This is a genomic window from Nocardia tengchongensis (assembly GCF_054781395.1).
In genome coordinates this window covers 753,110-778,048 of the sequence record NZ_BAAGUM010000006.1, presented here as the reverse complement: position 1 = coordinate 778,048, position 24,939 = coordinate 753,110, and the positions used below count along the sequence as shown (strand labels likewise).

General features: G+C 68.0%; 26 protein-coding genes. 14 read left to right on the top strand and 12 right to left on the bottom strand.

All coding sequences use genetic code 11. From position 1 onward, the window contains the following. Positions 1–4 precede the first annotated feature (4 nt). The gene (locus tag ACYVKL_RS14615; protein WP_213559651.1) at positions 5–580 is read left to right on the top strand and encodes a suppressor of fused domain protein; all 576 of its coding nucleotides are present in this window, start codon (positions 5–7) and stop codon (positions 578–580) included. A gap of 16 nt (positions 581–596) precedes the next feature. Here the strand turns inward: ACYVKL_RS14615 and corA are convergent, their stop codons facing one another. Beyond that, positions 597–1,697 carry a magnesium/cobalt transporter CorA gene (gene corA / locus ACYVKL_RS14610; protein ID WP_379163403.1) on the bottom strand — a complete coding sequence of 367 codons (1,101 nt, stop codon included), beginning with the start codon at positions 1,695–1,697 and terminating at the stop codon, positions 597–599. A gap of 35 nt (positions 1,698–1,732) precedes the next feature. Between corA and ACYVKL_RS14605 the strand changes: the two genes are divergently transcribed. The 4 genes from ACYVKL_RS14605 (at position 1,733) to ACYVKL_RS14590 (ending at position 6,144) form a co-directional block, all read left to right on the top strand. After that, positions 1,733–2,587: a PHP domain-containing protein gene (locus ACYVKL_RS14605; protein ID WP_379163400.1), complete on the top strand. Its 855-nt coding sequence runs from the start codon at positions 1,733–1,735 to the stop codon at positions 2,585–2,587. Continuing rightward, complete coding sequence (locus ACYVKL_RS14600; protein WP_379163398.1) at positions 2,584–2,850, top strand: hypothetical protein; 267 nt, start codon at positions 2,584–2,586, stop codon at positions 2,848–2,850. Before ACYVKL_RS14605 ends, ACYVKL_RS14600 begins: the two co-directional genes overlap by 4 nt. A gap of 51 nt (positions 2,851–2,901) precedes the next feature. Continuing rightward, a complete protein-coding gene (locus ACYVKL_RS14595) occupies positions 2,902–4,458 on the top strand; it encodes an FAD-binding protein (RefSeq protein WP_379163395.1) in 1,557 nt (518 codons plus the stop codon). 468 nt (positions 4,459–4,926) lie between these two features. Continuing rightward, on the top strand, positions 4,927–6,144 hold the full coding sequence (locus ACYVKL_RS14590) for an NAD(P)-dependent malic enzyme (protein WP_379163392.1): 1,218 nt from the start codon (positions 4,927–4,929) through the stop codon (positions 6,142–6,144). A 58-nt stretch (positions 6,145–6,202) separates the two neighbouring features. Here the strand turns inward: ACYVKL_RS14590 and ACYVKL_RS14585 are convergent, their stop codons facing one another. Next, a complete protein-coding gene (locus tag ACYVKL_RS14585) occupies positions 6,203–7,084 on the bottom strand; it encodes a sterol desaturase family protein (RefSeq protein WP_379163389.1) in 882 nt (293 codons plus the stop codon). Between the two features lie 140 nt (positions 7,085–7,224). Between ACYVKL_RS14585 and ACYVKL_RS14580 the strand changes: the two genes are divergently transcribed. The 3 genes from ACYVKL_RS14580 (at position 7,225) to ACYVKL_RS14570 (ending at position 9,619) form a co-directional block, all read left to right on the top strand. Beyond that, positions 7,225–8,388, top strand: a complete 1,164-nt coding sequence (locus tag ACYVKL_RS14580; RefSeq protein ID WP_379163386.1) for a sensor histidine kinase — start codon at positions 7,225–7,227, stop codon at positions 8,386–8,388. Continuing rightward, complete coding sequence (locus tag ACYVKL_RS14575) at positions 8,385–9,053, top strand: response regulator (RefSeq protein WP_213559657.1); 669 nt, start codon at positions 8,385–8,387, stop codon at positions 9,051–9,053. The genes ACYVKL_RS14580 and ACYVKL_RS14575 overlap by 4 nt, the downstream gene beginning before the upstream one ends. Before the next feature lie 146 nt (positions 9,054–9,199). Beyond that, positions 9,200–9,619 (top strand): hypothetical protein, encoded by a 420-nt coding sequence (locus tag ACYVKL_RS14570; protein WP_379163383.1) that lies wholly within the window; start codon positions 9,200–9,202, stop codon positions 9,617–9,619. 105 nt (positions 9,620–9,724) lie between these two features. Here ACYVKL_RS14570 and ACYVKL_RS14565 read toward each other — a convergent pair whose 3' ends face one another. Further along, positions 9,725–10,069: a hypothetical protein gene (locus ACYVKL_RS14565; RefSeq protein WP_379163380.1), complete on the bottom strand. Its 345-nt coding sequence runs from the start codon at positions 10,067–10,069 to the stop codon at positions 9,725–9,727. Positions 10,070–10,385: 316 nt separating this feature from the next. On the opposite strand from ACYVKL_RS14565, the gene ACYVKL_RS14560 reads away from it, so the two are divergent. Together ACYVKL_RS14560 and ACYVKL_RS14555 are read left to right on the top strand one after the other, a co-directional pair. Beyond that, on the top strand, positions 10,386–11,030 hold the full coding sequence (locus ACYVKL_RS14560; RefSeq protein WP_379163377.1) for a hypothetical protein: 645 nt from the start codon (positions 10,386–10,388) through the stop codon (positions 11,028–11,030). Between the two features lie 81 nt (positions 11,031–11,111). Next, complete coding sequence (locus ACYVKL_RS14555; RefSeq protein ID WP_379163374.1) at positions 11,112–12,563, top strand: HNH endonuclease signature motif containing protein; 1,452 nt, start codon at positions 11,112–11,114, stop codon at positions 12,561–12,563. A 443-nt stretch (positions 12,564–13,006) separates the two neighbouring features. On the opposite strand, the gene ACYVKL_RS14550 is transcribed toward ACYVKL_RS14555, so the two are convergent. The 8 genes from ACYVKL_RS14550 to ACYVKL_RS14515 form a co-directional block, all read right to left on the bottom strand. Next, positions 13,007–13,342 carry a hemophore-related protein gene (locus tag ACYVKL_RS14550; protein ID WP_379163371.1) on the bottom strand — a complete coding sequence of 112 codons (336 nt, stop codon included), beginning with the start codon at positions 13,340–13,342 and terminating at the stop codon, positions 13,007–13,009. A gap of 91 nt (positions 13,343–13,433) precedes the next feature. Beyond that, positions 13,434–14,795, bottom strand: coding sequence for a sensor histidine kinase (locus ACYVKL_RS14545; protein ID WP_379163368.1), 1,362 nt, complete (start codon positions 14,793–14,795; stop codon positions 13,434–13,436). Further along, on the bottom strand, positions 14,792–15,463 hold the full coding sequence (locus ACYVKL_RS14540) for a response regulator transcription factor (protein WP_357191398.1): 672 nt from the start codon (positions 15,461–15,463) through the stop codon (positions 14,792–14,794). Before ACYVKL_RS14540 ends, ACYVKL_RS14545 begins: the two co-directional genes overlap by 4 nt. Positions 15,464–15,533: 70 nt before the next feature. Next, positions 15,534–15,959, bottom strand: a complete 426-nt coding sequence (locus ACYVKL_RS14535; protein WP_379163365.1) for a CBS domain-containing protein — start codon at positions 15,957–15,959, stop codon at positions 15,534–15,536. 50 nt (positions 15,960–16,009) lie between these two features. Further along, complete coding sequence (locus ACYVKL_RS14530; RefSeq protein WP_379163362.1) at positions 16,010–16,720, bottom strand: ABC transporter permease; 711 nt, start codon at positions 16,718–16,720, stop codon at positions 16,010–16,012. Further along, positions 16,717–17,373: an ABC transporter permease gene (locus ACYVKL_RS14525; RefSeq protein WP_379163359.1), complete on the bottom strand. Its 657-nt coding sequence runs from the start codon at positions 17,371–17,373 to the stop codon at positions 16,717–16,719. Before ACYVKL_RS14525 ends, ACYVKL_RS14530 begins: the two co-directional genes overlap by 4 nt. Further along, positions 17,370–18,515, bottom strand: a complete 1,146-nt coding sequence (locus tag ACYVKL_RS14520; RefSeq protein ID WP_379163355.1) for an ABC transporter ATP-binding protein — start codon at positions 18,513–18,515, stop codon at positions 17,370–17,372. The genes ACYVKL_RS14525 and ACYVKL_RS14520 overlap by 4 nt, the downstream gene beginning before the upstream one ends. A gap of 16 nt (positions 18,516–18,531) precedes the next feature. After that, a complete protein-coding gene (locus tag ACYVKL_RS14515; RefSeq protein WP_379165735.1) occupies positions 18,532–19,428 on the bottom strand; it encodes an ABC transporter substrate-binding protein in 897 nt (298 codons plus the stop codon). Positions 19,429–19,740: 312 nt separating this feature from the next. Between ACYVKL_RS14515 and ACYVKL_RS14510 the strand changes: the two genes are divergently transcribed. After that, a complete protein-coding gene (locus ACYVKL_RS14510) occupies positions 19,741–20,748 on the top strand; it encodes a glycine betaine ABC transporter substrate-binding protein (protein WP_379163352.1) in 1,008 nt (335 codons plus the stop codon). Between the two features lie 52 nt (positions 20,749–20,800). Here ACYVKL_RS14510 and ACYVKL_RS14505 read toward each other — a convergent pair whose 3' ends face one another. After that, complete coding sequence (locus tag ACYVKL_RS14505) at positions 20,801–21,427, bottom strand: TetR/AcrR family transcriptional regulator (protein WP_379163350.1); 627 nt, start codon at positions 21,425–21,427, stop codon at positions 20,801–20,803. A gap of 131 nt (positions 21,428–21,558) precedes the next feature. On the opposite strand from ACYVKL_RS14505, the gene ACYVKL_RS14500 reads away from it, so the two are divergent. The 3 genes from ACYVKL_RS14500 to ACYVKL_RS14490 all read left to right on the top strand — a co-directional run bounded on the left by ACYVKL_RS14500 (position 21,559) and on the right by ACYVKL_RS14490 (position 24,924). Beyond that, on the top strand, positions 21,559–23,079 hold the full coding sequence (locus ACYVKL_RS14500) for a flavin-containing monooxygenase (protein WP_379163347.1): 1,521 nt from the start codon (positions 21,559–21,561) through the stop codon (positions 23,077–23,079). Positions 23,080–23,151: 72 nt separating this feature from the next. Next, positions 23,152–23,982 carry an SDR family NAD(P)-dependent oxidoreductase gene (locus tag ACYVKL_RS14495; RefSeq protein WP_379163344.1) on the top strand — a complete coding sequence of 277 codons (831 nt, stop codon included), beginning with the start codon at positions 23,152–23,154 and terminating at the stop codon, positions 23,980–23,982. A 27-nt stretch (positions 23,983–24,009) separates the two neighbouring features. Beyond that, complete coding sequence (locus tag ACYVKL_RS14490; RefSeq protein WP_379163341.1) at positions 24,010–24,924, top strand: alpha/beta hydrolase; 915 nt, start codon at positions 24,010–24,012, stop codon at positions 24,922–24,924. Positions 24,925–24,939: the final 15 nt, after the last annotated feature.

Here is a 24,939-nt window from a genome sequence, read left to right as displayed (position 1 = left end):
GTCGATGGAGGTATTGGACCAGGTCCGGGCCGCGGTGCTCGGACACTTCGGGGTGGAGTCCGCGGACGCGGCGTCGGTGACGTTCCTGGGTCTGGAGCCCATCGACATCCTGCGTATCCCGGACGGCGAGTTCGTGCACTATTCGACGCTGGGCGGCTCCCGGCATCCGATGACGGATCCGGCGGCGGCGCTGGCCGATCCGGTGCGCGGGCCGCGCGCGGAGCTGGTGCTGACCCTGCGCGGCGGTGCGGGCGCGGGTTCGGGGCTGACTCGGACCCTCGGCGTGCTGGTGGCCGCGCCCGCGGTCGAAGGCGTTGTGCTGCAGGCGGACGCGCTGCTGGATCTGGGCGAGCCGATCTGGGCCAACGCGCCGTTCACGGCGGTGCTGCTCGGTGACAGCGAGATCCCGGAGGTGGTGCTGCCCGATCCCGCCGACCCGGTGCGCTTCCTGACGGTCGCGCCGATCACGGCGACCGAGGCGGCGTGGGTGCGGATCCGCGGCGCGGCGGCCCTGCGGGACGCCTGGCAGGAGGCGGGGATCGACGTGCGTGACCCGGCCCGCCCGGCGGCGAGCCTCTAGCTTGCCGCTCGGTTGCTCAAAGCCATTTGTTGCGCCGGAAATTCGCGTAGAGGCCCGCGCACAACAGCACCATGACCCCGATCACGATCGGGTACCCGTAGTGCCATCGGAGCTCCGGAATGAAATCGAAATTCATGCCGTAGATACCGGCGATCGCCGTCGGCACCGCGGCCATGGCGGCCCACGCGGAGATCTTGCGCATGTCCATGTTCTGCTGGACGCTCACCTTGGCCAGCGCGGCATTGATGAGGGCGCTGAGCGATTCGTTGAAGTCGAGGATCTGGTCGGTGACCGCGGTGTGGTGGTCGGCGACGTCGCGCAGGTAGCGCCGGATCTCCTTGGGCAGCGGCAGCGTGGTGTCGTGGGTGAGCACCTGCAGCGGTAGTTGCAGGGGCTTCACGGCCCGGCGTAGTTCCACCACTTCGCGTTTGAGCTGATAGATCGCCTCGATCTGGAGCTTGTTGGCGGGGGTGAAGACCTCTTCCTCCATGGCGTCGACGTCTTCCTCGATGTCGGCGGTGACCGCGACATAGGTGTCGACGACCTGGTCGGCCACCGCGTGCAGGACCGCGCCGGGTCCGAGCGCCAGCTGAGCGGGGTCGGCTTCCAAGGCTTTTCGCAGTCCGCCCAGTTCGCCGTGTTCGCCGTGGCGCACGGTGATGACGAAGTCGGGTCCGGTGAAGACCATGATCTCGCCGGTGTCGACGATCTCGGCGACGCTGTTGAGCTCGTGTTCCAGGTACTGGACGGTGCGCAGGACGAGGAACAGGATGTCGTCGTAGCGTTCGAGTTTCGGGCGCTGGCGGGCTTTCACCGTGTCCTCGACGGCCAGGGAGTGCAGGCCGAAGGTCGCGGCGACGTCGGTCATCAGCTCCTTGCCGGGTTCGAGCAGGCCCAGCCAGACGAAGCCCTCGCCGCGCTCGCGCACTTCGGCGAGGGCGTTCTTGTAGGTGCACTCGTCCCACAGCCGGCGGCCGTCCACGTAGACGGCGCAGTCGACGATCCGGCCGTGTTTCGCGGGCGTGGCGACCGGTCGCTCACCGGACCGCCCCGGCCAGTGGAACGAGGACAGCGGCGGGATCGAGGACACATCACCGATGCTAATCGTCCCGGCCATGGGTGATCGTTTGCGCCGCAGGCAAGATAGGTGGGGTGCGCATCGATCTCCACACCCATTCCAACGCGTCCGACGGCACGGACACCCCGGCCGAACTGATCGCGAAGGCCGCCGCTGCCGGTCTCGACGTGGTGGCCCTCACCGACCATGACACCACCTCCGGCTGGGCCGAGGCCGTCGACGCCTTGCCGCCGGGATTGACGCTGGTCCGGGGCATGGAGATGTCGTGTGTCGGGCTCGGCGAGGACGGTTATCCGGTGCCGGTGCACCTGCTGGCCTACCTGTTCGATCCGAGTGACGAGTCCTTCGCGCAGGAGCGGGAGCGGTTGCGCGCCGAACGGGTGGTGCGGCTGCGGGCGATGGCCGAGCAGATGGCGGCCGACGGCCTGCCGATCGATCCGGAGGCGGTGATGGCCTCGGTGGGTCCGTCGGCGGGCCGCCCGCATCTGGCGCGGGCGCTGGTGCAGGCGGGGGTGGTGCCGAGCGTGGACGCCGCCTTCCAGGATCTGCTGGCGCCGCACGGCCGCTACTACGTCGAGAAGGCGGACACGCCGTTGCGGCGGGCGGTCGAGATGGTGGCGTCGGCGGGCGGGGTGTCGGTGGTGGCGCACCCGCGCGCCCGCAAGCGGGGGCGGCTGCTGGCGCTCGATCACATTCGTGAGCTGACCGAGGTCGGGCTGGCGGGGGTGGAGATCGATCACATCGATCACAGCGAGGCCGACCGCGAGGTGCTGCGCAGGCTGGCCGCGGAGCTGGGTCTGCTGACCACCGGCTCGTCCGACTACCACGGCGCCAACAAGACCATTCGGCTCGGTGAATTCACCACCGACCCAACACAATTCGAGGAAATTGTGGGCAAAGCCAGTGGGGTCCCGGTGATCACCGCGTGAAGGTGTTCCGGGGTCTGAGCGGAATCGTCGCCGGCGGCACGGTGGTGCTCGCCGTCACAGTGGCCGGCGCTGCCTGCATCGGTGCTCGGCGCGGTTTTCCGGGCCCCGGAGGGGAGTCGGTGACGTGGCATGTGGCCGCGGCACTGGCGGTCGTTGCCGCCCAAGTTTATTCGGATAGACGTCAAGGTTTTGCCGCATTTTTCGGATGTTTGGTTGTTTTCGGGATAGCCGGATATCTGCTCTGGGCGCAGTGGTGGAATTGAAATACGCATAACGGTTGCGAGTAGTTGAACTGTCGTCGAATATTTGTCTATATGACCGAATTCGACGCCGATGTGCTGGTGCTGGGAGGTGGCCCGGCGGGCGCCTGGGCCGCCTTGGCCGCGGCCGCCGCGGGCGCGCGGGTCCTGGTGGTCGACAAGGCCCGCTGCGGCGCCAGCGGACCGACCGCGCGGGGCGGGGTCACGCTCTGGAACATCCCGCCGGGCCGGGCCCGGGACGAGGCGGTGCGGCAGAACTTCGCGCACGGCGGCGGCCTCGGCGAGGTGGACTGGATGTACCGGGTGCTGGAGGAGACCCACCGGCGGGTCGGCCAGCTCGTCCAGGGCGGCCTCCGCTACCAGGGTGAACACGCTCATCGCCCGTCGCGGGTCTATCTCGACGGGGCGAAGTATCTCGGCCGGCTGCGGCGCAGCATGGTGATCGCCGGGGTGCGGATCCTCGATCACCATCCGGCCCTGCAGCTGATCACCGACGGCGACGGGGTGGTGTCGGGCGCGGCGGGCGTGTCGCTGCGCGGCGGGTCCCGCAACTGGACGGTGCGGGCCCGCGCGGTGGTGCTGGCCACCGGTGGCTGCGCGTTCCTCTCCGGCGGCGCGGGTACCGATGTGGATACCGGGGACGGCCTGCTCATGGGCGCGGAGGCCGGGGCCGAACTGTCCGGCATGGAGTTCTCCAACGCGTATTCTCTGGCCCCGGTGGCCGATTCGCCGGTGCCCGGGGGCCGCCCGGTCGCGGCGGTGTTCGGCTCCGATCAGGTCATGCATTTCGCCACCCTCTACGACGAGTCGCGGGCGGTGCTGTGGGGCCGGGGATGTGGTTCGCGGGCAGAGGCTTTCGCGGCCATCGCCGACGGTCGCCGGGTCTACGCCGCGCTCGACGAACTCCCCGAGTCGGTGCGCGCGGAACTGCTGCGCCTGGGCCCGAGCTCGACCGGGCAGGTGCCGTTGTGCGCGGTGCTGGAGGGCACCGTGCGCGGCACCGGCGGGTTGCGTTTGACCGGGCCGGATTGCGCCACCACCGTGCCGGGTCTGTACGGCGCGGGGGATGTCACCACGCGGGAGCCGATCACCGGTGCGGTCAGCGGTTTCGGTGGTCAGAACGGTGCGTGGTCCATCTCGTCCGGGGTGTGGGCGGGCGCGGGGGCGGCCGGTTTCGCCGCGGCGCGCCGCAAGCTGGGCAAGGCCCGCCCGGTGCCGGGCGTGGGCCTGGGTGACAAGGCCCGGCTGGATCCGCGGGCGGTGGTCGGGCTGGTGCAGGAGCACACCGTGCCGCTGCGGCGCAGCTATTGGCGCAGTGATGGCAGCCTGCGCGACAGCATCGGCGAACTGGACGGTCTGTGGCCCGGTGTCGAGTTGGCGCTCGGCGGAAAAGGTCCGGATCGGCTGCGTGCCCGGCAGGCCGCGGCGCTGCTCGCGGTGGCGCGCTGGACGAAATATTCGGCGCTCGCCCGCACCGAGACGCGCGGTATGCATCGCCGCACGGACCACCCGGGAGCGGGAAGTGACTGGCGGGTACGGTTGCTGTCGGGCGGGCTCGAATCCGTCTGGGTGCGACCACAACCCGTGGTCGCGGAGGCCGCGCCGGCCTGAACCGGCCGGTAGGTTACTGGGCGGTTGACCAGCCCCCGTGACAACCTCACAGGCGTCCCCGCGACCGGGATGTGACAGTTCTCCGAGTTCGGGTTCCCACCAGCGAGTTTCCGTTCACCTGCGTGTGACGCGGCTGACTTACTCTTCAACGATGGTGAGGCGACGTGACGGACCCGGGGTCGATTTTGCACCCCGTCGCGACGACTGGCAGAATGGGCCGATCCCGGCCGCAGCCACCGCCCGGCCCGGGACACTCGGTGATCACGAACTCCGACTCGCGGGTTCATACGGGATCACCCCGACTGTCTCGTCCGGACACACCCCTCCGGTTCTCGCTCGACGATCTGTGCTGCCGCCGACCATTCCGTCGCGGCGAAAAGATATATATGAGCACCGAAACCATAAAAACAGCTATTACCGAACGGTAACCGTCAAACGGTTGAGTCCGAACCGATCAGGAGTGAAAGCGTGTCACCCGTGACTGAAGCAGTGAATGCCACCGAGGCCCCCGCGTCCAATGGCGCGAACCTGTCCGACATCACCACGGAAGAAATTTTCGCCGGGCATCTTGGCGGCAAGCTTTCGGTCGAACTCACCGCACCGCTGGAGACCCAGCGGGACCTGTCCATCGCCTACACCCCGGGCGTCGCGAAGGTCTGCCTCGGCATCGCCGAGGACGAGTCCCTCGCCAAGACCTACACCTGGGCCGAGCGCCTGGTCGTGGTCGTCTCCGACGGCACCGCCGTGCTGGGCCTGGGCGACATCGGCCCGCGCGCGTCGCTGCCGGTGATGGAAGGCAAGGCGGCGCTGTTCAAGAAGTTCGCCGGGCTGGACTCGATCCCGCTCGTGCTGGACACCAAGGACCCCGACGAGATCGTCGAGACCCTGATCCGCCTGCGCCCCAGCTTCGGCGCGGTCAACCTGGAGGACATCTCCGCCCCCCGCTGCTTCGAGATCGAGAAGCGCGTCATCGAGGCGCTGGACTGCCCGGTCATGCACGACGACCAGCACGGCACCGCGATCGTGGTGCTGGCCGGTCTCAAGGGCGCGGCCGCGGTGCAGGGCCGTGACATGTCCGGCATGAAGGTCGTGGTCTCGGGCGCCGGCGCCGCCGGTGTCGCGTGCACCGACATCCTGCTGGCCGCGGGCGTCTCCGACATCATCGTGCTCGACTCCAAGGGCATCGTGAGCAAGGACCGCGACGACCTCAACGACGTGAAGGCCGAACTGGCGCAGCGCACCAACCCGCGCGGCATCACCGGCGGACCGGCCGAGGCGCTCGCGGGCGCGGACGTGTTCCTGGGTCTGTCGGCGGGCACCATCGCCGAGGAGCTCATCGCTTCCATGGCGCCGGAGTCCATCGTGTTCGCCATGTCGAACCCGAACCCGGAGATCCACCCCGAGGTGGCGGCCAAGTACGCCGCCATCGTGGCCACCGGTCGCAGCGACTTCCCGAACCAGCTCAACAACGTGCTGGCCTTCCCGGGCGTGTTCAAGGGCGCGCTGGATGCCGGCGCCCGCCGCATCACCGAGGGCATGAAGGTGGCCGCGGCGGATGCGATCTTCAATGTGGTGGCCGGTGAGCTGTCCGCGGACAAGATCATCCCCAGCCCGCTGGACCCGCGCGTGGCCCCGGCCGTCGCCGAGGCCGTGGGCAACGCCGCCCGCGCCGAGGGCGTGGCGTAACTCTTTCCGGCAAACGGCCCCCTCGCAGGATCCTGCGAGGGGGCCGTTTGCTGTCGAATCAGGCTGCGGCGGGGGTCTTCTCGCGCTCGGCCTCGACCTGGTGCTCGCTCCAGCCGGGCGGGCCGAAGATGTAGCCGAGGCGGCCGCGCCAGGTCTGCGCGCCGCGGACATCGCTGACCAGATTCATCAATTCGGCGTAATTGACCTTGATGGGATTGTCGCTGTCGAGGTCCTTGGTCAATCCGTAGCGAATCGGTTCGGTCTCGGCGGCGAAGCTGTTGAACAGGCGATCCCAGATGATCAGCACGCCACCGTAATTGGTGTCCAGATACGGCTGATTCGAGCCGTGATGCACGCGATGGTGGGCGGGCGTGTTGAACACGAATTCGATGGGCCGCCACAGGGTTTTCACCCGCTGGGTGTGGATGGGGAACTGGTAGAGCAGGCCCAGCGATTGCAAGGCGAACACCATCCAGGCGGGGAAACCGAGCAGCGCGGCAGGCACCCACCAGAAGCCGCGCAGGATATTGGCCACCGGATGCGCCCAGGACAGGCGGATGGCGGTGGAGAAATTGAAGAAGCGGCTGGAGTGGTGCACGTTGTGCGCGGTCCAGAGCAGTCGCACCCGATGGTCGGCGCGGTGCGCCCAGTAGTAGCAGAAATCGGTGACGATCAGCCCCAGCACCCACACCCACCAGCTCTTCGGCGACAGGTGCAGCGGGGTGAAGTGCGCCGCGAGCACCACGCCGGAGAAGGGGATCACCTGCGCCAGTAGGGGTTTGGCGATGCGGCCGATGGTGAAGGTCGCGATGTTGGAGGCGGTGTCGCGGCCGTTGACGCCGTTGGCGGGACGGTCCGGGTCGCGGCGGTCGGCGATCCATTCGATCAGCATGAGCGCCGCGAACGCGGGCAGGGCGTAGACGAACAGGTCGGCGTTCACGGGCGGGCTCCTCGGCGGAACGGTGGGGCTGCGAGCATGTGTTCGACGGTAGTTCGATACGGGCCGCGGATCGTCGCGCCCACGGGGGATTCTCTGTCCCCCACACGGGGGAGGGGTGGTCCGCGAGGTACCGTGCGGCCATGGATGTGACCAGGTCACTGGCCCGGCAGTCGCTGTTGGTGGCCGCCGTGGCAGCGGTGCTGGACGGCACGCAGATGGTGATGTGCGGGGCCTTCGGTCTCGCGCCCGTGGCCGCCACCATCCTGACCGTGGCCACGGTCGCCGCCGATCTGGCGCTCGCCGCCCCCGCCGCGACGGCGGCGGCGGTCGCGGTGGCGCAGGTGGTGGTGAAGGTGTCGGTGGCGTTGTTCGCGCACCATTACGGGATCACCGCACGGGTTTTCGACGTCGGTTTCCTGGTGGCCGGGTATCAGGCGGGCGCGTGGCTGTCCGGGGTCGTCTCGGTGCTGACGGTGGCGTTGCTGGCGGGCGGCGCGTTGACGGTGAACGTGATGGCCGCGATGGCGGGCGTCAACAACAATCCCGTGCGCTTGGCGATCGCCGCGCTGGGCGCGGGCGTGGTGCCGTGGCTGGTGGGGCGGTACACGGCGGCGCGCGGCGCGTATATCGCGGAGCTGGAGCAGCGGGAACGATTGCGCCGCCAGGAGCAGCGCGCGGCCCTCGACCGGGCGCTGGCCGACGAACGCGAGGCCATCGCGCGCGACCTCCACGATGTCATCTCCCATCATGTCAGCGCCATCGGCATTCACGCCGGTGTGGCGCGAATGGCGTTGTCCCGCACCGATCCCGAGGCGGCCGCCCGCTCGGTGCACGCCGTCGAATCCAGTAGCCGTGCGGCGATGGTGGATCTGCGGCGGCAACTCGACCTGTTGCACGGCCGCGACGACGACGGGCAGCGACAGCCCGGCCTGGCCGACATCGACGACCTGGTGCAGCGGGTGCGGGACGCCGGATTGACTGTGCGCGTGCAGGTTACGGGCGAAGCGCCGGTGCTTCCGGAATCCCTCGACGTGATGCTCTACCGGGTCGTGCAGGAGCTGCTGACCAACGCGCTGCGCCACGGCGGTGACCCCGCCGACCTCGAAATCACCTACCGCCCCGGCCTGGTCGAGGTTCACGAGGCCAATCCCATCGCCGTGCACCCGCCGACCGGTGACGTGCACCGTGGTCTGGACGGTATCCGCCGCCGAATCGAACTGTTCGACGGCACCCTCGATTACGGCCCCAACCCCTCCGGAACCCACTGGGCCATCCGGGTTTCCGTCCCGATCGGAGCCGCATGACCATCACCGTCCTGATCGCCGACGACCACACCGTCTTCCGCTCCGGCCTGCGCGCCGTGGTCGATGCCCATCCGGACCTGGAGTGCGTGGCCGAGGTGGGTGACGGCCGCGCCGCCATCGAGGCCGCCGCCCGCACCCACCCCGACGTGGCGATCCTCGATGTCCGCATGCCCAAGCTGGACGGTCTCGCCGCGACCGAGGCGATCGTGGCCGCGGGCGGCACCCGGGTGCTGGTCCTGACCACCTACGACAGCGAGGCCAACCTGCACCGCGCCTTGTCCGCGGGCGCGAGCGGCTTCCTCCTGAAAAGCCTGCCCCCGGAGGAACTCGTGGCCGCCATCCGCGTCGCGGTCCGCGGCGACGCCGTCATCGACCCCTCCATGACCAGGCGCCTCGCCCCCCGTTTCGCCCTCGGCATCGCCCCGCCGATCGAACCGCCCGAGCTGGGTCAACTGACCGCCCGCGAACGCGAAGTCCTGCTGCTCCTGGCCGACGCCCGCAGCAACGGCGAGATCGCCGCCGCTCTCGGTGTGGGCGAGGAAACCGTGAAAACCCATGTCTCCCGGGTCCTCGCCAAACTCGGTGTCCGAGACCGCATCCACGCCGTCGTGTACGCCCACCAGCACGGATTGGTTCGCCCCGACCGTCCGGACACCGTGCGGTAGCGGGCCGCCCTCGTATCAGTGGCTGTGTCAGCTTGCCGTCAGTCTGCTGTCAGCGGGCCCGGACAAAGTACTCCCATCGAACAAAACAGCCCGGAACACACACCGGATCCGGGCCACTGCCACAACAGCTTTCGAAGGAGCACACCATGTCCGCCACCACCGCCACCGCCGCCCTCGCCCTGACCGACCAGGACAAGGCCACCATCCGCTCCGCCGCCTGGGGTGCGGTCTCCCTCGTCGCCGCCGCCTCCGACAAGCCCCACAAGGCCGCCACCGCGGGTTCCATCGCGCTGGGTTCGGCGACCGGACAGGTCGGCCACCTACTGAACGCGAAGTCCCGCGACATCCACCTGTCCGGCAAGACCGTCGCCGATCTCGCCGACCAGGTGCTGCCCGCCCTCACCGTGGCGTTCGCCGTGCTCGACCAGCAGGATCCCGCAGAGGCCGCCAACCTCCGCACCACCGTCCTGGTCGCCATCGAGGCCGCCGCGGCGACCAGCCGCACCGGTCAGCCTGTAGTCGCCGAGATGACCCGCAAGGTCGCCGCGGCCCTGCATGCCGCCTGAGATCCCTTCGGGCTGTTGCCCTTCCGCCATGCCGTGCCGGACGATTCGGTCGGCACGGCATGGCGGCACACTGTGAATACCGCTGCCATCGGCGTCCGGCGGCGGTCAGGAACCGAAGCTGCCCGTGGACGGCGCGCCGCCGGAGCCGCAGCCGGGGTTGGACGGTTGCGGGTCGGGGGTGCTGCCGGGGGGTGCGCTCTGCACGGTCATGGTGATCGATTTCGAACTCATGCCCTGCTTGGCCGTGATCGTGTGGGTACCAGCGGTGGTGGGCTGCCAGTTGATGTAGCTGTAATTCTGCAGCGGATCCTGCGGGCCGGCTCCTGGGATCGTCGACCCGATGCACTGACCGTTGTCGTACACCTGCACGGTGGGACTGCCGCTACCGAAGTCGAGGGTGTACACGGCGAACCAGAACGTTTTGCCCGCGACGACCTGGACGTTATCCATCACGCGGGGCTCGAACGCGATCGAGGAAACCATCGCCGACGCAGAGGGCGCCGCGAGCAGTGTGATCGCCGCGAATACCGGTGCACCACAAGCGATTCGGCGGACGAAGCGATTTGTTTTCTGCATTCTCGAACTCCTGCCATCGACCCGAGCTCTGGGGTCGGACAGACGCTAACGTCCCCCGGTTGTGAAGCGCAGATCTTTCATGCAAGTGAGGGTGCCCCGAATTCCCTGGGCAACCAGCATTGCCGCCCCAACCGCCGGCACCCGAAACCTGTCATAGGGACGGGCTAGCTTCACGCGCATGGGATTGTGTGTGGGAACCGATGGGCTGGCCTTCGCTGCGGAGAGCGGTAGTGACCCTGAGTATCTCGACGGTTTGAACGATCAGCTGCGGGCGCTCAACGAACTACTGGCCAGGGAAGGGCTGCCGCTCCATCGGGAGCCGACGGTGCGAGGCGCTGCGGTGACCCGGGACCGGATATCGGGGGTTCCGTATTCCTTCTTGCACTATCTGCGACGGGCGTACGCGCGGGCCTGTGAGTATCCGGATCAGCCTCTGACGCCTGTTGCGGAGGCCGAGAGTGCTGCCGACGACCCGGCAATCGAAGCGGTCGGGAGTACCTTCACGTCTCACCTGATCTGTCACTCGGATTGCGAAGGGTATTACGTGCCAGTCGATTTCCATGAGGTCCTATTCTCGGAGCATCTCGCTATCGACGGTGCGATCGTCGGATCCAGCACGGCGTTGCTGCGTGAACTCGTCTACGTCGCACCCTATTTGGGTGTCCGGCTGGTCGACGGAGGGCTCTCGGACGCAGAGATCGAACGGATCTATGCGGGACTGGATCATGATGACGAAGGGCCGCACTCGTTCTTCCGGGAGCTCGAGGTTTGGATCATGCTCTTCGAGGCGGCGCGGGTGTCCATCGAGAACGGCACGATCATCGAGTTCCATTGATGATCTTGAATTGATCGAATTATGTTGCAGGAACGGACATTTCGGGTTCCACGGGTAGGTGTTCGGGCGTAGAATTAGCAGATGGATTCGAATGGGGTGACACTCGACGACTGCGGTATCGCTGAACTGGCGGCCGCAGTGGCGACCCTGTCGAACTCCGTCCAGAACGCGACGATGGCCCAGTTCTCCGACGAAGATGTCGTGGCGTTGATGCAGCAGCTGGAAGCCTGCAAAAGGCAACTGGCCGCATTGGATACGCGGCTGATCATCGAGGCTGGTGAGCGGTCGCTGCATGCGCGTTCCGGGGCCGGGAAGATGGTGCCGTTCCTGCGGCACACCCTCGGACTGTCCCGGTATGACGCCGCGTTGCGGGTGAAGGTCACCCACCACTGTGGGGAATTCTTCGAACCCTCAGGGCACCTGCGCCCGGCGACCTTGCCGTTGATGGCGGAAGCCTTTGCCGCCGGGGATATTTCGCGGGATCACGTCCGCAACATCATGGATGTGATGGACCACCTCCCCACCGACATTCCCACCGAAGCCCGCGATGAGGCCGAGGAGATTCTCGTCTCGTACTCGCGTGAAGGCTGGCCGGATGACCTGCCCAAGATCGGCCGGGACATCCTGGCGCGGCTCGATCCGGACGGGAAGGTCGTCTCCGATGCCGACCGTCGGCGTCGCCGCGGCATCACCCTGTGCCGCCCTGGTGTGGATGGCATGTCGCGGATCGAAGGCTGGATCACTCCCGAACTGCGGGCATGCCTGGATGCGGTGTTCGCCAAGCTCGCCCGGCCCGGCATGTGCAACCTCGAAGACCCTGAAAGCCCCACCGCCAGTGGCGGGTTCATCGCCGACAGCGTCCTCGACGCCGCTGCGCGGCGTGACCGTCGCGATGCCTCGCAGCGCACCCACGACGCGCTGATGGCGCTCGTGCAGCCGGGCGTGAACATGCGCGCACTCGGCATGCACCGGGGCCTGCCGGTCGAGGTCGTGCTCACCATGAGCCTGTCCGACCTGGAGAACGGGACCGGGGTCGCGACCACCAACACCGGCACCCAGATCTCCATCAACGAGGCGCTGAAGATGGCCGAGGGCACTCACCCGATCATCGCCGTGCTCGACGGGGACGGGATGCCGCTGTACCTGCAGCGGTCCCGCCGCACCGCGAACCGGGCCCAACGCCTCGCACTCATCGCCCGAGACAGGGGATGTACCCGTCCGGGGTGTGAACAACCCGCCTCGATGTGCGCCGCACACCACGTCAATGATTGGGCCAAGGGCGGACCCACCGACATCAACAACCTGACCTTGGCATGCGATCACTGCCACGCGCTCATCAATGACGGGCCCGATGGGTGGAAAACCGTTGTCATGGGCAAGGACTCACCCCATCGCGGGCGAACGGGGTGGATTGCACCGAAGAGTGTTGACCCCACCGGAACTCCACGAGTCAACGATCGCCATCATGTCGGGCAGTCGATTGCGGCTGCGATCGATTCGAGTTGTCGAAAGTGGCGCTCACGGGCTGCGTGAATCCAGTGCTGCTCGTGTCCTGCTGGCGTGCGCAAAACTACATAGAGTGTGGTCGCCTCGCCTGCCCTACCGGACCTGGGCTGACGCCGAGTTGGGTGCCGTCTCCCACCGATCCCGGCCCACGGACTGCACGGATCACCTTCTCGAGACAAAGACCAAAGACCAAAGACCAAAGACTCAAGGCTCGAGGACTCGAGACGACCCCCAACCCTTCCCTCCCAGCACACCTCACGGTGCGTGTACCTCGACAACTTCAGAGTGCTTGTACCCCACACCGGGCCGATCCACGGCCGAGCCGTAATGAGGCTGGAAGGTGAGTGAGCCTCCCAACCGGGCCAGCCCCTCTCCCTTCTCCAGGCGTCTTTTATCTTTTGTTCTCTTTATCTTTGAACCAAAAACACGCAGGGCCCGGCCATATAGACCGGGCCCCACCTGATCACGACCTACTTGTGCTGCTTCCCGCAAGCCTTGTGATAGTCGATGACAGCCTGACGAGCCGCCTTCAGATCCTGAGCCTCCTGCGGATTGGCCTGCCGCCAAGCCTTGATCTCCGCCCGCCGCTGATCCTTGGGAAGCCCCTTGACCTTGGCAAGCTCAGCAGCAACATCAGGATGCGCCGCCAGGTACGCAGCAACCTTGGGCGCGGAGTCGGCCCGCGCAGCAGCCGCGGCAGCGGGCCCGCAGGTAGGTGCATCGGCGGACGCGGTACCGGGAATCGCGAAGGCGATGGTCGCGGCTCCAGCGGCTCCGACCAGCGCCGCGGCGAGGGTGCGTTTCATGCTCACTCCAGTTCGTGTGATGGGTTCGCCGTCGAATCTGCTCCCCGAACCTGAAAGCTCCCTGAATCCGAGACCCATCTTCAGGTGATCTTCAGACGAGCGGCAGAGTCAGCCGAAAGACCGCGCCGGTGACATCGGAGCCACAGGCTTCAGGTGCGAGACACACCAGGTCACCGCCGTGGGCACGGGCCAGGCCACGGGCGATGGCCAAGCCGAGACCGGAACCGTCGGGCCGGTGGTCGCGCGCGGAGTCGAGGCGGACCAGGCGATCGAAGACGCGCTCGCGGGCCTCGGCCGGGATACCCGGACCGGTATCGGAGACGGTGACCGCCACCGGCTCGGATGCTGCTGCGCCGGAGCGTATATCGACGGTGATCGAGCCCTGATCGCGCATGGCCTGGCAGGCGTTGGCGAGCAGGTTGGTGAGGATCTGGGTGAGACGTTCGGGGTCGGCGGAGACGGTGACCGGATCGCCCGTGAGATGGAATTCGGTGTCCGGGTGCAGCATTCGCATCCGGTCGAGCTGGGTGGCGGCGAGTGCGTGCAAGTCCACCGGTTCGCGCCGCAGCTGGAGGCCGGCGTCGATACGCGCCAGATCGAGTAGGTCGTCGACGAGGCGCCCCGCGCGGCGGGTCTCGCGGACCAGGAGCAGCAGCATGCGCTGGCGGTCCTCGGGATCGGTGTCGGTGGGCTGCTGGAGGACGGCTTCGGCCAGCGAACGCACCCCGGTGATGGGGGTGCGCAGTTCGTGAGCGGCGTCGCCGACGAAGGCGCGGATCTGCTGTTCGGAGGCGCGAGCGCGGGATTCGGCGGCCGCGGTATCCCGCAGCGCGCCTTCCAGTGCGTCCAGCATTTCGTCGAATGCGGCTGCCGTGCGACCCAATTCGGTGTCGGTGCGGGACGGTTCGAGGCGGCGGCCGAGATGCCCGTGCGCGATGTCGCGGGCGAGCCGGGTCATGGCGTCCAGCGGTTCGAGCGCGCGGCGCACACTGAACCAGAGGGCGAGCGAGATCGCGACGATCGCGCCGGTGGTGGCCAGCGCCAGCAGGAACCCGAGCCGGGATTGCACTCGTGCGAGCAGCGGGGTGTCGATCTGCAGTGTCAGCCGGCTGTCGTCGATCGCCCCGGACCCGGCCAGCCGGATGAGGCGGGTCTTGGTGGTGGGATCCTCGGCGAGCCGGTGATCCAGGCTGCCGAAGCTGCGCCCGTCCGCGAGCACCAGCCGCACCCGCACCGACCGTGTGTCCACCCGCGTGACCAGGTCTTCCGGCGTCACCCCGTCGTGCGCGAGTTGCCGGGCCAGTTGGGCGCGGTCGGTGAGCACCGTGTTCTCGCTGCGCGTCACCACCAGCCCGAACAGCGCGTGCACGCTCACCGCCACCAGCACCAGCACGATGCCGGAAACCAGTGCGGCCGTGAGGGTCACGCGTCCGCGCAGCGAGACGGTCTTCACCGCGGCGCCCGCAAGGTGTAGCCGAGCCCGCGCACCGTGTGTACCACCCGTTCCCCGTGTTCCTCGAGCTTGCGGCGCAGCGCGCTCACATGCACCTCGACCAGGTTGGGGTCGTAGTCCTCGTATCCCCAGACGGCCGTGAGGATCTGGGTCTTGGTGACCACCCGGTCCCGTTGTGCGGCCAGATACGCGAGCAGTTTGAATTCGGTCGCGGTGAGGGTGAGTTCCTGTCCGGCGCGACGCGCGGTGCCGGTGTCGACGGTGACTTCGAGGTCGCCGATCACGGTGCGGCGCTGCAGTTTTCCCATGCGCCGCAGCAGTGCGTCGACCCGCGCCACCAGTTCGGTGAGGTCGAACGGCTTCACCAGGTAGTCGTCGGATCCGGCGCGCAGCCCGCGCACCCGGTCCTCCACGCCGTCGCGGGCGGTGACCATGACGACGCCCGCCGCGGATCGGGCGCGGACCGAATCCAGGAGGGCGAATCCGTCCCGTCCGGGCAGCATGACGTCGAGCACGACCACGTCGGGTCGGAAGGTGTTGAGGTCCTGTTCGAGTAGTGCGCCGTCGCCGCGGGCGAGCACGTCGTGCCCGGCCGCGGTCAGTCCGGCTCCGACCGCCGCGCGGATGGCTTCGGCGTCTTCGATGACAAGAATGCGTCCCGGTTGCACCCGGCAATTCTCCGGTCAGTGGCTGTGAATCCGCTGCGAACCGGGACGCTTTCCTGGGGATGGCAGGGGGCTAGTGCGGTACCGCGACAGCGCTGATCAACGCGGCCAGCTGTTTGTCGCTGACGTTCTTGGCCAGATCGGATTCGCAGATCATGCCGGCCAGCTGGTTGCCCTTGCGCATGTCGAGCACCGGCATGCGTTTGATCTGGTTCTGCTCCATGACGTCGAGGACGGTGCCGAGATCGGTGTCGACGTCCACCGACCAGACGCGGCCCTGAGCCAGGTCGCCGGCCCGGACGCGGCCCGGATCGTGGCCCATGGCGATGCAGTTGACCACGATGTCGCGGTCGGTGAGCATGCCGATCAGCTGCTGGTCGCTGTCACAGATGGGGAGTGCGCCGACATCCATGTTGCGCATCATCTGGGCGGCGCGGTCGAGCGTCTCATCAGCGGGGATACATTCCGCATTCCGGTGCATGATGTCGCGAGCCTTCACTGCGAACCTCCTGTCTCGGATGGGTGTGCCAGGAGACATCGTGACCCCGATCACACCGGAAGGTCAATGCGCCTGTTTCGGATCCGGCCCGTGAGCTGGCCCAATCGTCCGGTTCCCGGCGCGCTCAGCCACACCACGAAGGCCAGTAGACCGTCCAGGATGAGCGCCAGCGCGGCTACCAGGATCGCGCCGACCAGAACCTTGTCGTAGCGGTAGAGGCTGATGCCGTCGAAGATGTAGCGGCCCAGACCGCCGAGGTTCACGTAGGCGGCGATGGTGGCGGTCGCCACCACCTGCAGGGTGGCCGCGCGCAGGCCGCTGAGCAGCACCGGCAGCGCGTTGGGGAGTTCGACGCGCAGCAGCACCCGCGGCTCGCTCATGCCCATGGCGCGGGAGGCGTCGACCACGATCGGATCCACGTTCGCGATGCCCGCGTACGCGCCCGCCAGCAGCGGCGGAATGCCGACGGTCAGCAGCGCCAGCAGGGGAGGGGTCAGTCCCAACCCCATCAACAGCACCACGAAGGTGAGCACACCCAGTGTCGGCAGCGCCCGCATGGAGTTCGCGAAGCCGACGATCAGCGCCGACCCGCGCCGCGTGTGCCCGATCAGCAAGCCGATCGGCACCGCGATCACCGCCGAAAGACCCACGGCCAGCAGGCTGTACCAGAGGTGCTCGAGTATGCGCCGCCCGATCCCGGCCGGGCCGGACCAGTTCGCGCCGTCGGTGAGGAAGTGCCAGGCGTCCAGGAAAAGGTTCACCGCGCACGCCCTTTCGAGTCACGCTCTTTCAGCCACGGTGTGGCCACCCGGCCCAGCAGGTACAGCACGCGGTCCACGATCAACGCCAGCGCCAGCACAACGATGATGCCCGCGATGATCTCGTCCGGATAGTCACGCTGATAGCCCTGCGTGAACAGTTTGCCGAGCCCGCCGACCCCGATCAGCGCGCCCACGGTCACCATCGAGATGTTGGTGACCGCCACCACCCGCAGATTCGCGAGGAACACCGGCAGCGCGAGCGGGAAGTCGACGGTGAGCACCCGCCGCCAGCGTGGATAGCCGATGGCGTCGGCAGCGTCGAGGGTGGCGTCCGGCACCGAATCCAGGGCCGCCGGGACCGCCGTGACGAGCAGCGCCACCGAGTAGATGGTCAGTGCGATAACCACATTCAGTGGATCGATGACGCCGATGCCGAGCAGCGGCGGCAGGATCACGAACAAGGCCAGCGACGGAATCGTGTACGCGACACCGGCGACGGTGGTGGTGACCCGCCGCAGCCAACGCGCTCGATGCGCCAGCGCGCCCGCCGGAATCGCGATCACGAGCCCGAGCGCCAGCGGCAGCAGCGCCAGCCACAGGTGGGTGCGCGCGTACCCGGCGATGTCACCGAAATTGTCGACGAGGTACCTCACCTCGGCTCCTCGAAGAAGACCCGATTGCGTTCGGCGTCCTCGTCGGTGCGCTGCCGGTGCAGCTGTTCGAGGACGTCGCGGGCGTAGATCGCGCCCAGTACGCCACCGGAATCATCGACGGCGACACCGATTTCCGCGGGCGAGGAGATGGTGGCGTCGAGGGCTTGCCGCAGGTCGCCGGCAGGCGGGAAGAGGGAGCCGCCCGCGGCCATGCAGTCGGTGAGCGAGTGCCCGGCGCGCACGCCTTCCACGCCGGTGGTGTCGATCCAGCCCATGGGTTTCTTGGCGGAGTCGATGACCAGCCGCCATTCGCCCTTGTCCAGGCGGATGCTCGCCACCTGGTCGGGGGAGACGGTCGACAGGTCGTGCAGGGGGACCGTGTCGGCGGGCCGGAACGACAGCTCCCGGTAGCCGCGGTCGCGGCCCACGAATCCGGCGACGAAATCGGTTGCGGGCTGGGCGAGTACGGTGCGCGGCACATCGTGCTGCTGGAGGTGCCCGCCGGGTCCGAAGACCGCGATGTGGTCGCCGAGTTTGATGGCCTCGTCGATGTCGTGGGTCACGAACACGATGGTCTTGTGCAGTTCGGCCTGCAACCGCAGCATCTCGTTCTGGAGTTCGGTGCGCACCACCGGGTCGACGGCGCTGAACGGTTCGTCCATCAGCAGGATGGGCGGGTCGGCGGCCAATGCCCGCGCCACACCCACGCGTTGCTGCTGCCCACCCGACAGTTGCGCCGGATAGCGTTGTGCCAGGCCGCGATCCAGTCCGACGCGGTCCATCACCTCCAGCGCCGCCTGCCGGGCCGCGCGCCGGGATTGCCCGCGCAGGACCGGCACGGTGGCCACATTGTCGATGACGGTGCGGTGCGGCAGCAGGCCCGCGCTCTGGATCACGTATCCGATGCCGAGCCGCAGTTCGACCGGGTCGACGCGGGAAATGTCCTGTCCGCCAACGGTGATGGTGCCGACGGTGGGGCTGATCATGCGGTTGATCATCCGCATGGAGGTGGTTTTACCGCAGCCCGACGGCCCCACGAACACGGTGAACGACCCGGATTCGATGCGCAGGCTCAGGTCGTGGACGGCGGTGGTGCCGTCCGGGTATGTCTTGCTGACGCCGGTGAATTCGATGTCGGACACCGTGTGCGGCCCTCTCTTATGCGATCGGCTTGTCGAGTCCCTGGGCGGCGACCCACTGCTTCGCGGCCGCGGCCGGCTCGGTCTTGCTGCTGCCGGAGACGGCGGTGTTGAGCGAGATGAGTTCGGGGGTGGTCAGTTTCGCCGAGGCGGCGTCCAGCACCTTCACCAGCTTGTCGCTCTTCTTGGCGGTGTTGAAGAGCGGCACCACGTTCTGCGGCAGGAAGTTGTGCTTGGGATCGGTCAGCACCACCAGGTTGTTGGCGGCGATAGCGGGGGAGGTGGTGAAGATGTCGGCCGCGGTGACCTGACCGTCGGTCAGGGCCTTCACCGTGGCCGGGCCGCCGCCGTCGGCGATCGGCACGAAGTTGGCGGCCGGGATGTCCAGGCCGTAGTTCTTCTTCAGGCCAGGCAGGCCGTCCGGTCGCTCGGAGAATTCCGCGGGGGCGGCCAGTTTCACGTCGGCGGAGTGCGCGGCGAGGTCGGCGATGCTGGTCAGGTTCCACTTCTCGGCGGTGGCCTTGGTGACCACCACGGCGTCGGAGTCCTCGCCGGGTGCCGGGGTCCCGATGGCGAGCTGCTCGCCCAGCGCCTTGACCAGCGCGGCGTTCACCTCGTTCGCCGCGACGGCGGTGCTCGACTTGTCCAGGTACTGCAGCAGATTGCCGGTGTAGTCGGGGATGACGTCGATGGCGCACTGCTTCAGCGCGGGCACGTACGCTTCGCGACTACCGATGTTCAGCTTGGTGTCGACGCTGAAACCGTTGACGCGCAGCACTTCCGCGTAGACGTCGGCCACGGTCTCGGATTCGGGGAAGTTGGCGGATCCGACGGTCACCTTGTCGGCGTCCCCGCCGCAGTTGCCGCCGCCGCCGAGTGGATTGGATTTGTTGTCGCCACAGGCGGACAGCGCCATGGCCGCGGCCAGCGCCACCGACGCGGCCAGAATTCGGAGTACGGTCCGGGAGATGCGCTTGCCGTCGGCGCGCGTGGTGATGAGCGAATGCACTGTCGTCCTTCCGAGCTGCACGAGACGCCTACGGCAGGCGGGCTGCCTGCGGCAGGCGGGGTGTCTCCACCCCTGGAACAGACCTAACTGTCCATATTGCCCGTGTCTTCCCGCGAACGGTGCCTACCTACGGTCGGTTTCGCGCTTTCGGCCGAAACGGCGCGCCCAATCCCCGGCCCGGTCTCACCTCCCGGAGGACCGGCGCGGCAGACTGTTGCCGTGTCCGGCACAGACTCCCACCCACCGCACGCCCGCGGCGCCCGCGCGGCCCGCCGTCGCCCGCGCCCGTCCGGGACCGAGCGGAAACGCCTGGTCCGCGCCGCGCGAACGCTGGCGCGGGGAGCGTTGGTCACTGTGGTCGCGGTGGCCGCGGTGGCGTGCGGCAGCAAGGACACCGGCCCGATTGTGACGGTGGGGGCAGGGGATTCACCGCAATCCCGGATGGTCGCCGAAATTTATGCCGGCGCGCTGGCCCGCACCGGCCTGCACACGCGCGTCCAGGACCGAGTCGGCGATCGTACCGACCAGTTCGCCGCCGTGGACTCCGGCGAGATCGCGCTGTTCGGCGAAGTCACCGGCGATCTCCTCACCGCCCTCGACTCCACCGCGACGGTCACCAAACCCGACGCCGTGAATGCCGCACTCGCCAAAGCCCTTCCGCAGGGCGTGGTCACCTCCGACCCCGCCGACGGCACCGACCTGCGCCCCACCATCGTCGCCGGCGCTTCCCGCCCCGCCACCCTCCCGTCCTCCCTGAAGGACCTCGCCCCCCACTGCGAAGACCTGATCCTCGGCATCGACACCGGCGCCCCCCTCGACGCCCAACGCGCCCCCCTCGACCCCGAACGCGACGTCCTGACCCCCCTGCGCACGGTCTACCACTGCACCGTCACCCGCACCGTCACCTTCACCACCGAGGCCGACCTCCGAAAAGCCCTCTCCGAAGGCGAAATCCACCTGGCCGTCCTCTCCGGCCCACCCGCCTTCCTCCCCGGCGACGGCGCCGACCTAGCCCCCCTCTCCGACCCCGACTACGCCTTCCGCGCCGCCATGATCGCCCCCATCCTCCGCAAATCCGCCCTCACCGACCCCCAACTCCGCAAACTCAACTACGTAGCAGGCGAACTCACCACCACCGCCCTCGCCGACATGGTCCACCAAATCCGAGACCAATCCGCCATCCCTTCCTCGGTAGCCAGAGACTGGCTCGACGCCCACGCTCTCTGATCTGGCTACCTGTCACCGCCCTGTCCCACAACGGCTCTCAGGGTCGCGCGGCTCACTGTTGCAGTGCCGCAGCCAGATCCGCGTTGAGGGCGAGGGCGGGGAGGGAGGTTACGAGCATTTCTACGAGGGTGTCGCGGGGGATGGGTTCTTCGCGGAGCCAGGTGAGGGTGGTTTCTTCGACGAAGGCGATCCAGCCTCGGACTGCGAGGGCGAGGCGGGGGCGGTCGGGGTCGTCGGTGGGGATGGGGGCTTCAGCGAGGATGCGGTCTACCAAGGCCATGCGGGTGGCGTTGACCAGGGCTACCAGTTCGGGGCTGGCGCTGGCGGGGCCGCGGAGGAGGGCGAGGTAGGAGGTGCGGTTTTCGGTGACGTAGGCGATGTAGCGCTCTATCGCGTCGTGGAGCATGTCGAACAGGGACAGGGTGGGGTCGGGGGTGGTGCGGGCGAGGAGTTCGGCGTTGGCGTGGTGGACGATCGCCAGGTGGAAGTCCTGCTTGGTGGGGAAGTAGTGGAACAGCAGGCCGCGGGAGATGCCGGCCTGTTGGGCGATCTCGCTGATCGAGATGTCCTCGAGGGCGCGGTCGCGCAGCATGTGGGCGCCCAAGGTGATCAGCTGCTCGCGGCGTTCGCCGGGGCTCAGGCGCACGCGTTTGGCCCGGCTGTCCGGTCTAGTGCTCACGGCGCGCTCCTTGGTCATCTGTCCGACTCTACTGAACGTGAGTCAATAGCTACTGAATGCGAGTCTTCGGTATTGACTGGCACTCAATAAGAGTATTGACTCACACTCAATAAGACCATATTCTCGAGTACATGAGTCGCAAGGTTACAGACAAAGCTGTCGGCAACCGGCCTGCCCGGCACGCCCACGTGATCATCGTCGGCAGCGGGTTCTCGGGCCTCGGCCTCGCCATCCGGTTGAGCAAGCAGGGCCGCTCCGACTATCTCGTGCTCGAGCGCGGCAACGACGTCGGCGGCACCTGGCGGGACAACACCTACCCGGGCGCGGCCTGCGATGTCCCCTCGCAGCTGTACTCGTACTCCTTCGCGACCAACCCGGAGTGGTCGCGCTCGTTCTCCAAGCAGCCGGAGATCCAGCGCTACATCCAGTCCGTCGCCGCCAAGTACGACGTGCGCGACAAGCACATCTTCGACTGCGAGATGACCGGCGCCCAGTGGAACGCCGCCGACGCGCGCTGGGAGATCCAGACCAGTCAGGGCGCCTTCACCGCCGACATCCTGGTCTCCGCCGTCGGCGCGCTGTGCGAGCCCAACCTGCCCGACATCAAGGGCATCAACGACTTCCAGGGCGAGATCTTCCACTCCGCCCGCTGGAACCACGACTCCGACCTGACCGGCAAGCGCGTCGCCGTGATCGGCACCGGCGCCTCCGCCATCCAGATCGTCCCCAACATCGCCGGCCAGGTCGCGCACCTGGACGTGTACCAGCGCACCGCGCCCTGGCTGCTGCCCCGCGCCGACCGCGAGTACCTGGCCCCGGAGAAGTTCGCGCTCAAGAAGATTCCCGCGCTGCGCAACCTCTACCGCGCCGGCATCTACGCCGCCCGCGAGACCCAGGTGATCGGCCTGGCCAAGTTCCCGCCCGCCATGCTCGCCCTCGAGGCGGTCGCCCGCGCCAAGCTGTTCGCCGAGGTCCGCGACCCCGCGCTGCGCGCCAAGGTCACCCCGAACTTCCGTATCGGCTGCAAGCGCATGCTCATCTCCAACGAGTACTACCCGGCGCTGAGCCGCGACAACGTGGACGTGGTCACCGACGGCATCCAGGAGATCCGCCCCAACGCCATCGTCACCAAGGACGGCGTCGAGCGCGAGGTCGACGCGATCATCGTGGCCACCGGCTTCCACGTCACCGACTCGCCGGTCTATGACACGGTTTCCGGCCGCGACGGCCGTACGCTGTCCGAGGTTTTCGACGCCATCGGCCAGCAGGGCTACAAGGGCTCGGCGATCAACAACTACCCCAACATGTTCTTCATGCTCGGCCCGAACGTCGGCCTGGGACACACCTCGATGGTGTTCATGCTGGAGTCGCAGATCAACTACATCTCCGACGCCATCGCCCAGTTCGACAACCTGCACCTGCGGACCGTCGAGGTCCGCAAGGACGTGCAGGACGAGTACAACGCCGGTCTGCAGCGCAAGCTCGAAGGCGCGGTGTGGAGCACCGGCGGCTGCGCCTCCTGGTACCTGGACAAGCACGGCAACAACACCACGCTGTGGCCCGACTTCACCTTCCGGTTCCGTAGCCTGCTCGAGCACTTCGACGTCGCGGCCTACGAGACCACCACTCAGCCTGTCGCACAGGCTGTTTAGTCAGCACCCCCAGCCGTCACCGATCCCGGGGCCGTCCAGCCGACCGCCCCGCAAACACCGAAAGCGGTAGCCGTGAGCAACGATGCTTACTTCAAGGACAAGGTCTGCGTGATCACCGGTGCGGGTTCCGGCATCGGCCGCGCGCTGGCGGAGAACCTGGCCAAGCGCGGCGCGCACCTGGCGCTGTCCGACATCGACGCCGAGGGCCTCGCCGAAACCGTGCGACGCTGCGAGAAGTTCGGCGTGAAGATCAAATCCGATCGCCTGAACGTGGCCGAGCGCGAAGCCGTGCTGCTCTACGCCGACGAGGTGAAGAAGCACTTCGGCAAGGTCAACCAGATCTACAACAACGCCGGTATCGCCCACCACGGCAATGTCACCGACACCGCGTTCAAGGACTTCGACCGCATCATGGACGTCGACTTCTGGGGCGTCGTCAACGGCACCAAGGCGTTCCTGCCGTACCTCATCGAATCCGGTGACGGCCACGTGGTGAACGTGTCCAGCCTCTTCGGCCTGATCGCGGTCCCCGGCCAGAGCGCCTACAACGCCGCCAAGTTCGCGGTCCGCGGCTTCACCGAGGCGCTGCGCCAGGAGATGCTGATGAGCGGCACCCCGGTTCAGGTCACCTGTGTGCACCCCGGCGGCATCAAGACCGCCGTCGCCCGCAACGCCACCGTCTCCGAGGGCCTGGACCAGAAGAACCTGGCCAGCCTGTTCGACAGCAAGCTCGCGCTGCACACCCCGGAGATGGCCGCGCAGACCATCACCGAGGCCGTCCGCAAGGGCCACGGCCGCGTGCTGATCGGCTGGGAGGCCAAGGCCCTCGACCTGTTCGTGCGCACCACCGCCTCGTACTACCAGCGGATCGCCGCGGTGGTGCAGAAGCGCGTCCTGCCGTAATACCGCGATTCTGAAGGACATTCGGACATGCCCGATGTGACACTGCCGTTGCCCCTCGTCCGAGCCGCACTGAATCCGGTCTTCCGGATCATGCTCAACCACCGGCTGCCGTTCGGTGTCCAACGGGCGCTGATGGATTGGGGTGCACCGGCGCAGCGCGCGCCGCGCGGCACCCATGTCGAGCACATCCGGCTCGGTGGCCGCCCAGCCGAACGCGTTTCGGTCGGGCCGGTCTCCGACGGCGCCACCGTGCTGTACCTGCATGGCGGCGGCTACACCGTCGGCTCGCCGGTCACGCACCGCGCGCTGGCCGCGTACCTGTCCCGTGAAACCGGGTGCGCCGTCCAGGTTCCCGATTACCGGCTGGCCCCCGAGCACCCGTTCCCGGCGGCGCTCGAGGACGCCGAGGCCGCGTTCCTGGAGTTGGTGGGCGCCGGGTTCCGGCCCGAACGCATCGCGGTGGCCGGTGATTCGGCCGGTGGCGGGCTCTCGCTCGCGCTGGCCGAACGGTTGCGTGACCGGCACGGCCTGACGCCGGCCGCACTGGGGTTGATCGCGCCGTGGGCCGACCCGAACGAAGTGCCCGCGCGCGACCGCGATCTGGTCATCAACAAGCCGTGGTCGCGGGCCTGCGCCGCGGCCTATCTGGGCGGTGGAGACGGCTCCGACCCCGGTTACGCGCCGCTGCTCGGCGACCTGGGCGGGCTGCCGCCCACCTATGTGCAGGCCGACCGGGGTGAATTGCTGCACGCGCAGTGCACCCGGCTGGTCGCGCAGCTGCGCGCGGCGGGCGTGCCGACCGAGTTCACCGAGACCGACGGTCTCTGGCATGTAGCTCAGTTGCAGGCGGGTCTGGTCGCCCGGGCCGCCGCGGTCACCGTCGAACTCGGGCAGTTCCTGCGCCAGGCGCTTCGACCAGCGCAAAGCCGGTCAATAGGATAGGGACGAGACATAACG